Origin of the sequence: Musicola keenii, assembly GCF_014855505.1 — a bacterium.
GTDB classification, from domain to species: Bacteria; Pseudomonadota; Gammaproteobacteria; order Enterobacterales; family Enterobacteriaceae; genus Musicola; species Musicola paradisiaca.
The window spans coordinates 139498-154824 of record NZ_JAAWVW010000007.1; the positions used below are offsets into that span (position 1 = coordinate 139498).

A 15327-nucleotide genomic window follows, 5' to 3' on the forward strand; every position below is an offset into this window, starting at 1 on the left:
ATTGACCCGTATTCAGAAATCCGCTTCGCAGCGAAAATGCATCGGCGTATGAAATGCCGGGTGGGTGATGGCCAGTTCCTGCGCGTGCAGCAGCAGGCGGGGCGCCATGGCTTTGGCGTCAGGGTGGGCATAGAAACCATCTCCCAGAATAGGATGCCCCAACGCCAGCATATGCACCCGTAGCTGATGGGAGCGGCCGGTTATCGGCATCAGCTTCACGCGGGTGGTGCCGTCGGCGTCGCGTGCAAGCACCTGATAGGCGGTTTGCGCCGGTTTCCCCTGTTCGAAGCAGACTTTCTGGCGTGGGCGGTTGGGCCAGTCACAGATCAGCGGCAGATCCACTAGCCCTTCATCCTGCGCCATATGCCCCCATACGCGGGCAAGGTACGATTTCTTCGGTTCGCGCTCGCGGAACTGGCGTTTCAGTTCGCGCTCGGCGGCTTTGGTCAACGCCACAACCATGACACCGCTGGTCGCCATATCCAGACGATGTACGGATTCGGCTGTCGGGATGTCGGCCTGGATCCGGCTCATGATGCTGTCTTTATGCTCGTCGGCGCGACCCGGCACCGACAACAATCCGCTGGGTTTATTGACCACAATAATGTGTTGATCCTGATACAGAACATGTAGCCAGGGATCGCGCGGGGGATTGTAAGGTTCCATGCTGACTCCAGAAACACGGCGGGAATAGCCCCGCCGCGTAAAGGCAAACCGGATTACTGGTGGGAAACCACCACCAGACGGATGGCATCCAGCCGCCAGGTGGCCTGCTGCAGATTGAGCAGCACCTGCTCGCGCTGATTCTCCAGCGCTTCCAGCTCGTCGTCACGAATATTCGGATTCACGGCTTTCAACGCCTCAAGCCGAGCCAGTTCGCGGCGTAATTGCGTTTCGGCCTGGCGCTTCGCGTCGTCGATCAGCGTCTGCGCCTGTGCTTCCACCAGCGGTTCGGCTTTCTGCAGCATGTCGTGTACCTCGTTCTGCACTGCATTGACCAGTTTGCTGGAAGTATGGCGGTTAACCGCGTTTAACTGACGGTTAAAACTTTCGAACTCCACCTGTGCCGCCAGATTGGTACCTTTGCGATCCAGCAACAGACGGATCGGCGTTGGCGGCAGGAAGCGAGTCAGCTGCAATGCTCTGGGCGCTTGTGCCTCCACCACATAAACCAGTTCCGCCAACAGGGTACCGACCGGCAACGCTTTGTTTTTCAACAGAGAAACGGCACAACTGCCGACGTCGCCGGAGAGCACCAGATCCAGTCCGTTGCGGATCAACGGGTGCTCCCAACTGACAAACTGCGCATCCTCGCGGGACAACGCGCGATCGCGGTCGAATGTGATGGTGCAGCCGTCCTGTGGCAGGCCGGGGAAATCCGGCACCAGCATGTGGTCGGACGGCGTCAGCACGATTAAGCCGTCGCTGCGATCGTCTTGATGCACGCCGACGATATCGAACAGGTTCAGCGCGAAATTCACCAGTTCAACATCGTTATCCTGCTCGGCGATGGTGGTCGCCAGTGCTTGAGCATCTTCGCCGCCGTTGGAGTGCATTTCCAGCAGCCGGTCGCGCCCTTGTTCCAACTGCGCCTTCAACGTGTCGTGCTGCTGGCGGCAGGTGCGGATAAAATCGTCCAACCCTTCCTGCTGCGCCGGGGTGCCGAGCAACGTGAGCAATTGTTCGTAGTGGCTGTCGTAAATGGTGCGACCGGTGGGGCAGGTGTGCTCGAAGGCGTCCAGCCCTTCGTGATACCAGCGCACCAGCAGCGCCTGTGCGGTGCTCTCCAGATATGGCACCAGGATCTGGATTTCGCGGCTTTGGCCGATGCGATCGAGACGGCCGATCCGCTGTTCCAGCAGATCCGGGTTAAACGGCAGATCGAACATGATCAGGTGGCTGGCGAACTGGAAATTGCGGCCTTCGGAGCCGATTTCGGAACAGATCAACACCTGTGCGCCTTCCTCTTCGGAAGCGAAGTAGGCGGCGGCACGGTCGCGCTCTAAGATCGACAACCCTTCGTGGAACACCGCAGCGCGGATGGCCTCGCGGGTACGCAGCACCTGTTCCAGTTGCAACGCGGTGGCGGCTTTGGCACAGATAACCAGCACTTTTTCGTCGCGGTGGCTGGTCAGGTATTCCAGTATCCACTCGACGCGCGGATCGAAGCTCCACCAGGTGGCGTTGTCGTCTTCGAACTGCTGGTAAATCTGTTCCGGGTACAGCATGTCGCGCGCGCGATCCTCCTCCGATTTACGGGCATTCATGATGCCGGAAACGCGGATAGCGGTCTGATACTGGGCGGGGAGCGGCAGCTTGATTTGGTGCAGTACACGCTGCGGGAAGCCTTTGACGCCCTGACGGGTGTTGCGGAACAGCACACGGCTGGTGCCGTGGCGGTCCATCAGCATGGCGATCAGTTCTTTGCGGGCTGCATCGCTGTCGTCGCTGTTGCTGGAAATGGCTTTCAGCAACGGCTCGATATCCTGCTCGCCCAGCATGTCGCCGAGAGCGTTGCGATCGGCATCGCTGATCGGGTTGCCGCTCAACAGCAGCGTTACTGCGTCGGCGACCGGACGATACTGCTGTTGTTCGGCGATGAATTCGCGGTAATCGTGAAAACGATCCGGATCGAGCAGGCGCAAGCGGGCGAAGTGGCTTTCCTGGCCGAGCTGTTCTGGCGTTGCGGTCAACAGCAGAACGGCGGGAATCACGCGCGCCAGACGTTCGATAGCTTTATAGCCGGCGCTCGGCGCCTCTTCGCTCCAGGCCAGATGATGGGCTTCGTCCACCACCAGCAGATCCCAGTCGGCGTCCATCAGGTGCTCGAAGCGGGACGGATTGCGGCGCACAAAATCCAGCGAGCAGATGATGAGTTGCTCGGTTTCAAACGGGTTATCCGTGTCGAGGCGGGCCTCGGCATAGCGTTCGTCGTCGAACAGGGAAAACAGCAGGTTGAAACGGCGCAGCATTTCCACCAGCCACTGGTGCTGCAAGGTTTCCGGCACCACGATCAACACACGCTCGGCGCGGCCGGACAGCAATTGCTGATGGATAATCATCCCGGCTTCAATGGTTTTCCCCAGGCCTACTTCATCCGCCAACAGCACGCGCGGCGCATGGCGCTGGCCGACTTCGCGGGCGATGTGGAGCTGGTGCGGGATCAGGCTGGCGCGCATACCGCGCAGACCGCCCCAAGGTTGCAGCGCCTGTTCATGCAGGTGGCGACGCGCACGATAACGCAGGGCGAAACGATCCATACGATCGATCTGGCCGGCGAACAGGCGATCCTGCGGCTTATTGAACGTGAGTTTGCTGTCGAGCAGCACTTCCCTCAGTTCAGCGGCGCTGTCGTCGTCCTGACGGCGGCCGATGTAGGTGCGCAATCCGTTTTCGTCACGCACTTCTTCGACCTTCAATTGCCAGCCGTCGTGACTGGTGACGGTATCGCCCGGATTGAACATCACGCGGGTGATGGGGGCGTCGGTTCTGGAGTAGAGGCGGTTTTCGCCGCTGGCCGGGAAGAGCAGGGTAATCATCCGGGCGTCTACCGCCACGACCGTCCCCAATCCTAAATCGCTTTCTGTATCGCTAATCCAGCGTTGACCAAGTGTAAAAGGCATAAATCTAACTCGATACTCGTCGTTGTAGATGAAAGTCAGGAACTGTTTATTGTTCGGCAACGGCCCCAAATCCGGCAACACCCTGCCTACCGCGGCAGCCGCGGTTTGTTTCGTATGGTGAGAGTGGCTGTGCTCCGGTTTCGTTTTCGCGTCGGTGGCAGTGCCATGCTTCGCGCTTCGGCTTGTTAGCAGCGAGAACACCCGATCACGTTTCCCCAGGTGCGTCTGATCCTTGCGAACTCATACATGCCTGGCGATGAAGCGACGGTTTTGGCGAGCAAACCGGATATTCAGGGACATAACCTAAAGGGGCGCTATGGTACTGGATGGGGGCCGGTTCGTCACCTGCCAACCGCCAACGAACATCAAAAGAGCCCTAATTGTCCGGTAATCAGTGTAGCAAAGTCGTCGTGCAGGAAGGGCAGAATCGCATCGGCCACCGGCTGCAATTGTTTTTCCACATAATGCTGATAGTCCAGTGAAGAGTGGCGGTTTTCCAGCGGTTCCGGGCCGTTGACGGTGATCACGTAGCTGATCCAACCGCCGTTTTGATATTGAAGTGGGCGATCATGACGCCGGTTGTAATCGTCCGCCAGCCGAGCAGCGCGCACTTGCGGCGGAACATTGCGCTGGTAGTCGTCCAGGCGGTGGCGCAGCCGTTTACGGTATACCAGCAGTTCATCCCATGCGCCGCGCAGGGTGTTGTCCACGTATTCCCGCATCCACTCCTGATAGGGCTCCCGGTGGAAAATGCGCCAGTACAGCTGCTGCTGGAACTGCTGCGCCAGCGGCGTCCAGTCGCTACGTACTGTCTCCAGCCCTTTGAACACCATCTCCTCGCCCGCAGGGGTATGGATAAGCCCGGCATAGCGTTTTTTACTGCCCTGTTCGGCGCCGCGGATGGTGGGCATCAGAAAACGGTGAAAGTGGGTTTCATATTCCAGCTCCAGCGCGCTAACCAGCCCGTGCTGCTGGTGTAGATGCTGCTGCCACCATTGGTTGACGAACGTCGTCAGCGCATGGCCGATGGCGTCGGCCTCTTCGGCGCGGTGGGCGCGGTTGAGCCAGACAAACGTGGAATCGGTATCGCCGTAAATCACCTGATAACCCTGTGACTCAATCAGTGTGCGGGTCTGGCGCATGATTTCATGGCCGCGCAAGGTAATCGAGGAGGCGAGCCTCGGGTCGAAGAAGCGACAGCCGCTGGAGCCCAGTACGCCGTAGAAGGCATTCATGATGATTTTCAATGCCTGCGACAGCGGTTTGTTACCGTCGCGCTTGGCGGCGTCGCGCTCGTGCCAGATGGATTCGACAATGGCGGGCAGGCAGTGATGGCGGCGGGAAAACCAGGCGCCGCGGAATCCGGCGACGGCATGCTGTTCGTCCGGACGATTCAGCCCCGTCACCAGCCCGACCGGGTCGATCAAAAAGGTGCGGATGATCGAGGGATACAGGCTTTTGTAGTCCAACACCAGTACCGAATCATACAAGCCGGGGCGAGAATCCATCACGTAACCGCCGGGGCTTCCCTCTGGCGGCACCTCCCCCAGATTGGGGGCGACAAAACCGGCACGGTGCATCCGGGGCAGATACAGATGGGTGAACGCCGCCACGGAGCCGCCGCTGCGATCGGCGGATAACCCGGTGACGCTGGCGCGCTCCAGCAGGAACGGCAGCAGTTGGGTTTTATCGAAAATGCGAGTGACCAGTTCGCAGTCTTTCAGGTTGTAGCGGGCCAACGCCGGTTTATCGTGGGCGAAACGCCCCTCGATTTCATCAAGCCGTTGGTAAGGGTTATCGCTGGCTTTGCCTTCACCCAGCAGCGACTGGGCGACAAACTCCAGGCTGAACGAGGCGAAGTTCCAGGTGGCGGACTTCAGCGCTTCAATGCCGTCGACGATCAACCGGCCTGCCGCACCGGCGAAAAAGTGGTTTTGCCGGTAGCCATGCTCGCGCCACTCCAGCGCCTGGCCGCCGCGCCCCAGCAATAACGGCATACGGTAACGCTCGGCGTGCTGCTGCAGCACTCGTAGGTCGAACTGCACCAGATTCCAGCCGATAATCGCGTCCGGGTCGTGGGTTTGCATCCACTGGTTGAGTTTTTCCAGCAGTTGCGGGCGGCTGGCGACGTACTCCAACGTGAGATCGCCGGCATCGTCGGCGTTGCCGTTTTCCGGCCCCAGCATAAACACCTGACGTTGACCGCACCCTTCCAGCCCGATGCAATACAGCTCGCCGTGACGGCTGGTTTCAATATCCAGCGAGACGGTGCGCAGCGACGGGCGGTAATCCGGCGCCGGTTTCAGCCGGGCCTGTTCGATAAGACCGCCCGGCCGCTCGTCGCCGCTGAACCAGACCGGCGCGGTGATGAAACGTTCCATCAGAAAACGCTCCGGCGGGCGGATATCCGCCTCGTAAACCGGGATACCCGCCTCCTGCAGTGTTTTCTCCAGCCGCAGCAACTGGCGATACTGCGCACAGTAGAGCCCCAACAGCGCTTCATGGCGGAAACTGTGCAACGCCAGCGGGCGCAATTGGCAATGTTTTTCACCGTTGAGCAGGCGCAAGATCTGTGCCTGATGTTGCAGCGGAACGAACGCCACTGCCTGCTGCGGCGGCAGGCGCACGCGACGAGGGCCGTCATCGGTAGCGAGCCAGAGCTCAACCTGAATGCCGGTCGGCGTATCCTGCCAGTGGCGGGTAAGTACGAATCCCTGACGCAACTCGGTGTCTGTCATGGCGCGTTGTGCGGTAGATAGTAGAAATGACGAGGCAGAGTATGGTTATGCATACAGTATCTGTCCAGTGTTTTATCCCTGAAAAATTTCAGGCTGTCCGTGTGTCGGTCTTATTTCCTGGTGGGCTACCGTATCGATCCTATTTTGATTATCCATCCATGATGATTCAGGCCGTTGAGGCCATTTTGGCGGCGTGAAAATAATGTTGAAATTTGAAATTATTATTTTGATATCTATGTTCTGATATCGGAAACGGCAGGATAAAAGAATAAAAACTAAATTATTTTAGAAACAATCTCTGAAAAGATCACCGATATAAATTATAAACAGAGAATTATGGAAATACCGCCGCCAATATGTGATGCACTCCGCAATATTGCTGCTATTGATTGATTTGTTTATAAAAAGTAAAAAATCGTCGCGCACTAAGAAGAAGCAATAAAGCGTCTAATTGGTGCATTGGCATAGCGAGCTGATGATTGCCGTTGGCGGTTATCGATATATTTTTCTTTTAGGTTCTGATTATTAACGCATTAATTGATTCTCTCCTCCTGGCATATTTATTGCTGTCTTTAAACCGGTGAACAGCACATAAACCTGTTACACAGATCTTCTTTTTATCACCCTGAAATACCTCATCGATTTTGATAGATGGGCGCTGCGGCGTCTGCAATCGGAAATACGGTGACGGGATGGCGCGTACTTCCATGAAGGAAGTCGGTACTTATTTTTATAAGAGGCGATCATGAAGAACACATGTTTCAGATTCACGGTAGCGGCAGTCCTGGTGTCTTCTGCGCTGGCATCCGCCAGCGTCATGGCGGGCGAGGTAAAAATCGGCGTAGTGCTGCCGTTGAGCGGCGCACTGAGCGGCTATGGCCAACCGTCCCAGAAAGGGGTCGAGTTGATTAACGGCATCGAATCGAAGCTGAAGAACGGCGATACCGTCAAGCTGGTGATTATCGATGACAAGAGCGACAAGGTGGAGGCCGCCAACGCCATGCAGCGTCTGGTTTCCAGCGACAAGGTGGACGCGGTGATCGGCGAAGTGACCTCCACCAACACCATGGCGATGACCAAAATGGCGGAAGACAACAAAACGCCGATCGTCTCGCCGACCGCCACCAATGATCGCGTCACCAAGGGCAAGGAGTATGTCAGCCGGGTGTGCTTCTCCGACAGTTTTCAGGGTGTGGTGGGGGCCAACCTGGCGACCCGCGACCTGAAGGCCAAAAAAGCCGCCATCATGTTTGACAGCAGCAACGATTATTCCGTCGGGCTGGCGAAATCTTTCCGCACCCAGTTCCTGAAAAACGGCGGCACCATTCCTATTGAAGTGCAGGCGCCCGGCGGCAGCAAAGATTTCAAGGCCCAGCTTTCCACTATCAAGTCGCATAACGTCGATGTGATCTACATGCCGATTTACTACACCGAAGGCGCGTTGATCGCGGTGCAGGCCAAACAGCTGGGGCTGAAACTGCCGGTGATCGGCGGCGACGGTCTGGCGGCCGATCCGGTGTTCTTCAAGATGGGACAGGATGCGGTGAACGGCTGGATGACCACCGACTACTACTCGCCCAACGCCAAAGAGCAGACGCCGGAAGGGGAGAAATTCATCAAGGCCTGGACTGCCAAATATAACGAACCGACCCATACCTGGGGCGCGATGACGGCGGATGCTTACAAGATGATCGTCAACGCCATGAATAAGTGCAGCGATCCGCACGATCGCGTCTGCGTGAACAAAAATATCCGCGCCACTACGGACTTCACCGGCATTACCGGCAAGCTGACCCTAAAAGACGGCGACGCCATTCGTAACGCGGTTATCAATGAAGTGAAGGACGGCCAGTTGGTGTTTAAAACCGTCGTCAATCCTTAAGGCCGATCGGCTGATTATCACAGAGCGGAAAATACCCCGGAGCGGCTGCCCACGGTGGCCTGCTCCGGTGTTATCCGAGACCAAGGGGTTGCTTGACCGGTACCCCTGATTACCGGCAGAAGGGTGGCATGATGGATGTTGCGGTTTTCTTGCAGCAGGTTGTCAACGGGATGAGTCTGGGCAGCATGTACGCGCTGATCGCCATTGGTTACACCATGGTGTACGGCGTACTGCGGCTGATTAACTTCGCTCATGCCGACATCATGATGGTCGGGGCATATATGGCCCTGTTCAGCGTGACGTCTTTCGGGCTTCCCTTCGGGGCGGCCGTTATTTTTTCAGTGCTGATCGCCGCGTTGCTGGGGATCGGTATCGACCAGATCGCTTATCGTCCGCTACGGCAGGCATCGAAGATCTCTATGCTGATCACCGCCATCGGGGTCAGTTTCTTTCTGGAGAACCTGTTCAACGTGGTATTTGGCGGTAGCCCGCGTTATTTCGAATCGCCGCCGTTCTTCAACCAGACGATCAATTTCGGGTCGATCATTATCACCAACGTGGCCTGGATCGTGCCGCTGCTCACGCTGGTACTGCTGGCGATCATCCTGTTCATCCTCTATCGCACCCGTCACGGTATGGCGATCCGCGCCGTGGCGTTTGACGTGAATACCGTGCGGTTGATGGGGATCGACGCCAATCACATCATCGCCTTCGTGTTTGCGCTCGGCAGTGGGTTAGCGGCGCTGGGCGGGGTGTTCTATGCCATCAGCTATCCGTCTATCGATCCGCTGATGGGGGTGTTGATCGGCTTGAAAGCCTTTGCGGCGGCGGTGTTGGGCGGTATCGGCAGCGTAAGCGGCGCGGTGATCGGCGGTTTCATTCTGGGTTTTACCGAAGTGGTGGCGGTAGCGGTTTTTCCGGAGCTGGGCGGCTACAAGGACGCCTTTGCCTTCATGTTTCTGATTCTGGTGCTGCTGTTCCGACCGGTGGGCATCATGGGCGATGAACGACTGGAAAGGAGCCGTTTCTGATGAGAATGCCGCAGACTTCCCCGGCGACGTTCCTGGGGTATATCGCGCTGTTTGCGCTGATGTTTCTGGCGCTGGCGGCGCTGGAATCGCTGTTTGACGATTATATCGTCCGTATTTTCTGCAACATCTTTATCTTCATGATCCTGGCGGTGAGCTACAACCTGATTAACGGTGTTACCGGCCAGCTTTCATTGGAGCCAAACGGCTTTGTGGCGATTGGCGCTTACATTACCGCCATTCTGCTGCTGACGGCGGATACCAAGATCAACATGTTCGAGATGGCGGCACCCAGTCCGGTGATCCTGATATTGCACACCAGTTTCCTGCCGGCACTGGTGATTAGCGGTATCTGCGCATCGGTTGTGGCGGTCTGCCTGGCGTTTCCGGTGTTTCGGGTGCGGGGCGACTATCTGGCGATCGTTACGTTAGGCTTCGGTTTCATCATCAAAATCTTCGCCATCAACAATCCGCAGATCACCAACGGCGCCATCGGTATCAACGAAATCCCGCAGGCAAGCCACATTTTGTACTGGTGCGGCTTTATCGCGCTGATCGCAGTGGTATTCATTCTGCAACTGGTTTACTCAAAGTACGGCCGCGCCATGAAGGCGGTGCGCGACGATGAAGACGCCGCCATCGCTATGGGGATCAATACCTTCAAAATCAAAACCTGCGCCTTCGCCACCAGCGCCTTTTTCGAAGGGATCGGCGGTGGTTTGCTGGCTTCGTTGCTGACCATCATCTCGCCGGATCTGTTCGACTTCATGCTGACGTTCCAGTTGCTGATCATTATTGTGCTCGGCGGTCTGGGCAGCACTACGGGGGCGATTTTGGGAACGGTGGTGGTGGTGGGCAGCGGCGAATGGCTGCGTTTCCTCGACCAGCCGTTGACGTTGTTCGGCCAGGATTTCGGCGCGCATCCGGGGCTGCGCATGGTGGTGTTCTCGCTGGTGCTGCTGGTGATCATGCTCTTTGCCCGCGAAGGGCTGCTGGGAAAACAGGAAATCTGGGATATGCGCAGGAGACGTCTGAATGGCAAATAATCCATTGCTTCGCGTTGATAACGTCACCATGCAATTCGGCGGACTGCGCGCTATCGACGACGTGAGTTTTCATATCAATCCGGCGGAGATTTTTGGCCTGATCGGCCCCAACGGTGCCGGCAAAACCACCCTGTTCAACGTGATTACCGCCAATTACAAGCCGACCGGCGGCGTGGTATCGCTGGGTGAGCAAACGCTGGCCGGGCTGAAGCCCAATCAGGTGGTGAACCGGGGCATCGCCCGTACCTTCCAGAATATCCGGCTGTTTCCCTCGATGACGGTGCTGGAAAATGTACTGATCGGCCTAGATCGTTTTATTCATTATTCGTTTCTGGAGGCGGCGTTGCGCGTCGGGCGTTTTTTCCATGCCGAGCGTCAAGCCAAAGAAAAAGCGATGGCGCTGCTGGACTACATCGGTATCGCCGAGCACGCCGATTCGCTGGCCACCAACTTGAGCTATGGCAACCAGCGTAAGGTGGAGATTGCCCGTGCACTGGCGACGTCTCCTAAATTGTTGCTGCTGGACGAGCCGGCGGCAGGGATGAACCCGCGGGAGACGGCGGAGCTGGCGCAACTGATTTTCAAAATGCGTGCTGACCACGGGTTGACGGTACTGCTGATCGAACACGACATGTCGTTCGTTAATACCCTATGCGAGCGGGTGATGGTGTTGGATTACGGCAAACCGCTGTTTAGCGGCACGCCGCAGGAAGCGGTGAACAATCCCGACGTGATCGCCGCCTATCTGGGGGATATCGATTATGCTTAAGGCCAGCAATTTGCAGGTATTTTACGGCTTGATTCAGGGGCTTAAAGGCGTCGATCTCGAAGTCAACAACAGTGAGATCGTCACGCTTATCGGCAGTAACGGCGCCGGCAAAACCTCTACGCTCAACGGGATCATCAACCTGGTGAAATCCACCGGCGGGGTAAACTTTCTGGACGAAGATATTTCCCACAGCCCCACGCACCAGATTGTGCGCAAGGGGCTGGCGCTGGTGCCGGAAGGGCGCAAAGTGTTCACCAATCTGACGATTGAGGAAAATCTGCGCATGGGGGCCTACAACAACCCGATGAATTTCACCTACCTGCGGGACAAAATGTATGCGCTGTTCCCACGCTTGAAGGAGCGGCGCAGCCAAATGGCGGGCACGATGAGCGGCGGCGAACAGCAGATGTTGGCTATCGCCCGCGCGTTGATGAGTGAGCCGGTGCTGTTGATGCTCGATGAGCCTAGCCTGGGACTGGCGCCGAAGGTGGTGGGGGAGCTATTCGCTACCATCAAGCAACTGCAGAAGGAAAATATCACCATCCTGCTGGTGGAGCAGAACGCCACTGCTGCACTGAAGATCGCCGATCGCGCCTATGTGCTGGAAAACGGCCATATCGTGCTGCACGGCCCGGCACCGGAGATTCTCGCCAACCCCGAAGTGAAGCGGATGTACTTGGGCGGGTAGGCGCCGCATAGTCGAGATTGCGTGCCCATTCTGCGCGTTACATTGATGCATGAGCCGGCGATATCCGCCGGCTTTTTTGTCTGCGGGAGTCGCATGTGTCGCGGGTTCGGCTCTGTTGAGGGGAGGGATCGTATCCGGCCGAACTGTCACAGAGGCGCCGTATCCTCTTTGCGAGTTAACACCGCCACCCGACTTAATTTATCGTTCGGGAAACGAAGTGTAGCAGTCCGATACTGCCATTTCTGTATCGTATACTGCTATCATCCCGTTATCTTCGTTCATAAAAAAGCAGATAAGTAGAGATTTATGGAAGCCTGGCTACAACACGTAATTACCCAATCCCTGGCTTGGTCGCTGACGGCGGTTCTGCTGGTGACGTTTCTGGAATCGCTGGCGCTGGTCGGTCTACTGCTGCCGGGCACCGTGATGATGGTGTCGCTGGGGGCGTTGATCGGCAGCGGCAATATGGGGTTCTATCCCGCCTGGGGTGTGGGGATTATCGGTTGCTTGCTGGGCGACTGGATTTCCTATTTCATCGGCTGGCGGTTTCGGGATCGGCTACATGGCTGGTCGTTCCTGAAAAAACACAGCGCCTATCTGTATCGCACCGAAAAGATGTTGCATCAGCACCATATGGCGACGGTGCTGATTGGGCGTTTTGTCGGGCCCACCCGGCCGTTGATCCCGATGGTGGCGGGCATGCTGGAATTGCCGCCACGTCGTTTCGCCGTGCCTAATATCATCGGTTGTATTACCTGGCCGCCTGCGTATCTGATGCCGGGAATATTGGCCGGTGTGGCGTTGGATATCCCCAAACAGGCGGACAGCAACGGGTTCAAGTGGCTGTTGCTGGCGACGGCGCTGCTGGTCTGGGGCGCCGTGTGGTTGTTGTGGCAGGTATGGCGACAGCGTGGTGGTACGGCGGCACAGCCCGGCGGGTGGCTGACTCCCGCTCGCCTGCGCTGGATGGCCCCGCTGACCGTACTGTTGGCCGGGATCTGTCTGTGGCAACTGTGGCTGCATCCGCTGATGCCGGTGTATCGCCGTCTGTTGTGGCAGATTCTGAATGGGTAGCACGGGTTACTTTTTCTTTTTGCCGAGCAGAGTGGGTTCTTTAGCCAGCTGTTCTGAAAGAAAACCGATCAACGCGCTGATTCTGGGGGGCAGGTGTCTGGTCGGCGGATAGAGCAGCCAGATCTCCCCGCTATAGTCGGTTTTGAAGCTCCATTCGGGCAACACCTGCACGATGTCCCCTTGCTCTAACGCTTCTCTGGCCGTGAACCAGGGTAGGCTGCCGATGCCGATATGCCGTCGTACGGCATCGAGCCTGACGCCGGTGTGGTTGGCGGCGTAACGTCCATGCACGGCGACGCTGACGGTTTTGTTTTCACGGCTGAATTTCCAGCGTGCGTCGCCGGGGGTTTCACCGAGATAGATACAGCAATGTTGTTTTAAATCATGAGGATGGTGCGGTACCCCCTGTTTTTCAAGGTAGGCGGGGGTGGCGCACAGCACATGATCGATCGTGGTCAATTTGCGACCCATCAGCCCCGGCGGCGGCTGGTTGGTAATCCGGATGGCGACATCGATCTGATCGTCGATCAGATCCATATAGCGGTCTTCCAGACGCATGATGATATCAACCTTGGGATACTGTTCCAGAAAAGCGGGAATATGCGGGTGGATGAGAAAATGCCCCACCGCTTTGGGGACGCTCAGCCGAACGATGCCTGCGGGTGCATCGTTAAATACGCCTGATGTCGAGATTGCCGCCAGCGCTTCGTTCACCATGTTTTGACAGTGTTGATATATCACCTGCCCGCTATCGCTGAGCCGCAGTTTGCGGGTGGTGCGTTGCAGCAACCGGGTATTGAGCGCTTTTTCCAGCCGGTTGATCGAGCGACTGATCGCGGAAGGCGTCGCCCCCAACTGCCGTGCCGCTTCCGAGAAGCTTCCGGTTTCCACCACCTTGGCGAATACCGCCATTTCCTCCAGTAGTCCGAGCTCTTTATTTGTGAACATAGGGAATAAATCATTTGCCATTTTGACGGATTATCCTGTTCGGATGGTTTTAATACAATGGGGAAAACCAAGAGACGGGAGAAATGCAGTGACGGAAAAAATCTATCTTGAGCAGGGGGAATTGTCGGTAATGGCGGAGGTCATCGAATGTAAACCGAGGGCGGGCGGGGGCTATGCGGTTTTATTAAGTTGCACGCCTTTTCATCCGCAGGGTGGTGGTCAACCCGCCGATCGGGGCACGATCGATGGCGTAGTGGTGACACACGTCGTCATGGTGCCGGAGGGAATTTGGCATTTTACTGATGAACCGATTGCGTCGGGTGTGGTGAGGGTGCTGGTTGACGGCGAGTGCCGTCAGTGGCATTCCCGCTGGCATTCCGCGGGACATTTGATTGCGCATATCATGGAATCGCAAGGATGGACGCCGGTCAAAGCGCATCACTGGCCGGGGGAGGGCAGAATTGAATTTTCCTCTGGCGTAAACAGTCACGACATTACGGCGCCGGCGTTGACGGCATTATGTTCCGCAGCCGTCGCTGCCGACTGGCCTTGTCGAGTGGATCGACAGCAGGATGGGTTCCGTACTGTCGGCTTCGGCGAATTTGCGCCCTATCCTTGCGGCGGAACCCATGTCAGTTCTCTGAAAATAATTGGCGATGTTGTGATTACGGATGTGAAAAACAAAAAAGGAAAACGAGTCGTTCATTATGATATTCGGTGACGGACAGTTATTTTCGTTATCCTCTCCACGATAAAAATATCGGTTTACCGCAGTTGTTTTTTATTTGTGATACTTGTGGCGTAAATAATAGATTGTGGTACCGGATTTTTATGATTCGATTCATGGAATATCCATATGGGAATATATTCTTATTATGACGGGTTATTGGCATGAGTTTCTGTCACTGGCGCTGATTCATTTTTTAGTCGTATTGTCTCCGGGGGCTGATTTCGCCGTCACGGTACGGCAGAGCGTCTGCTATGGCAGAACAACCGGGTTATTCACTGCATTGGGCATCGGGGCGGGAATATCGATTCATGTCATGTATACCTTGGTCGGTGTCAGCGCATTGATGCAGGCATCATCCTGGTTTCTGAATGTCGCTAAAATCACTGGAGGAGGTTATCTATTTTATTTGGGGATAAAGTTTATCACCAGTCAATATTCAATGACGGAGGATGCTTTTCAGGAAGGAAATATTATCAACCGTCCGAGCGGGAAAAAGGCTTTTTTATCCGGATTTATTACCAATGCCACCAATCCTAAGGCTACGCTATTTTTTCTGGCTATTTTTACCTCGGTGGTCAGTACGGCGACACCCTGGTTTATTCAGGCCGGGTATGGCGTATGGATGTGTGGCGTAAATGCACTCTGGTTCATGCTGGTCAGCCTGTTATTTTCACATTCCGCTGTCAGGGCCTATTTTCTTTCTTACGGGCGATGGTTTGAGAAATTAATGGGCGTGATGTTGCTGGTTTTCGCCGTCCGGTTATTTATGGCGATGAGGTAGGTTGTGCGTCGTCGGCATTT

Annotated in this window: 12 protein-coding genes; 8 read left to right on the plus strand and 4 right to left on the minus strand. The window is 56.4% G+C overall.

Annotated features, from left to right (window positions below):
- Positions 1-12: 12 nt before the first annotated feature.
- The 3 genes from rluA to HEP82_RS09785 form a co-directional block, all read right to left on the minus strand.
- Positions 13-666 (minus strand): bifunctional tRNA pseudouridine(32) synthase/23S rRNA pseudouridine(746) synthase RluA, encoded by a 654-nt coding sequence (gene rluA, locus HEP82_RS09775; protein ID WP_192457901.1) that lies wholly within the window; start codon positions 664-666, stop codon positions 13-15.
- Between the two features lie 53 nt (positions 667-719).
- Entirely contained in the window at positions 720-3623 is a 2904-nt protein-coding gene (rapA, locus tag HEP82_RS09780; protein WP_192457902.1) for an RNA polymerase-associated protein RapA, read from the minus strand.
- Positions 3624-3988: 365 nt separating this feature from the next.
- Positions 3989-6361: a DNA polymerase II gene (locus tag HEP82_RS09785; protein WP_192457903.1), complete on the minus strand. Its 2373-nt coding sequence runs from the start codon at positions 6359-6361 to the stop codon at positions 3989-3991.
- Between the two features lie 817 nt (positions 6362-7178).
- Here HEP82_RS09785 and HEP82_RS09790 point away from each other — a divergent pair.
- The 6 genes from HEP82_RS09790 (at position 7179) to HEP82_RS09815 (ending at position 12848) form a co-directional block, all read left to right on the plus strand.
- Positions 7179-8243 (plus strand): ABC transporter substrate-binding protein, encoded by a 1065-nt coding sequence (locus HEP82_RS09790; RefSeq protein WP_404821621.1) that lies wholly within the window; start codon positions 7179-7181, stop codon positions 8241-8243.
- Positions 8244-8374: 131 nt separating this feature from the next.
- Complete coding sequence (locus HEP82_RS09795) at positions 8375-9274, plus strand: branched-chain amino acid ABC transporter permease (protein WP_192457992.1); 900 nt, start codon at positions 8375-8377, stop codon at positions 9272-9274.
- A gap of 59 nt (positions 9275-9333) precedes the next feature.
- Positions 9334-10317: a branched-chain amino acid ABC transporter permease gene (locus HEP82_RS09800; RefSeq protein ID WP_225622409.1), complete on the plus strand. Its 984-nt coding sequence runs from the start codon at positions 9334-9336 to the stop codon at positions 10315-10317.
- Complete coding sequence (locus HEP82_RS09805) at positions 10307-11086, plus strand: ABC transporter ATP-binding protein (protein ID WP_192457905.1); 780 nt, start codon at positions 10307-10309, stop codon at positions 11084-11086. The genes HEP82_RS09800 and HEP82_RS09805 overlap by 11 nt, the downstream gene beginning before the upstream one ends.
- Positions 11079-11774, plus strand: a complete 696-nt coding sequence (locus tag HEP82_RS09810; protein ID WP_192457906.1) for an ABC transporter ATP-binding protein — start codon at positions 11079-11081, stop codon at positions 11772-11774. Before HEP82_RS09805 ends, HEP82_RS09810 begins: the two co-directional genes overlap by 8 nt.
- Positions 11775-12080: 306 nt before the next feature.
- Entirely contained in the window at positions 12081-12848 is a 768-nt protein-coding gene (locus HEP82_RS09815; RefSeq protein WP_192457907.1) for a DedA family protein, read from the plus strand.
- A 6-nt stretch (positions 12849-12854) separates the two neighbouring features.
- Here HEP82_RS09815 and HEP82_RS09820 read toward each other — a convergent pair whose 3' ends face one another.
- A complete protein-coding gene (locus tag HEP82_RS09820) occupies positions 12855-13796 on the minus strand; it encodes a LysR family transcriptional regulator (RefSeq protein ID WP_192457908.1) in 942 nt (313 codons plus the stop codon).
- A gap of 88 nt (positions 13797-13884) precedes the next feature.
- On the opposite strand from HEP82_RS09820, the gene HEP82_RS09825 reads away from it, so the two are divergent.
- Entirely contained in the window at positions 13885-14517 is a 633-nt protein-coding gene (locus HEP82_RS09825) for an alanyl-tRNA editing protein (RefSeq protein ID WP_243061610.1), read from the plus strand.
- Between the two features lie 154 nt (positions 14518-14671).
- Complete coding sequence (locus HEP82_RS09830) at positions 14672-15307, plus strand: LysE family translocator (protein WP_225622399.1); 636 nt, start codon at positions 14672-14674, stop codon at positions 15305-15307.
- Positions 15308-15327 lie beyond the last annotated feature (20 nt).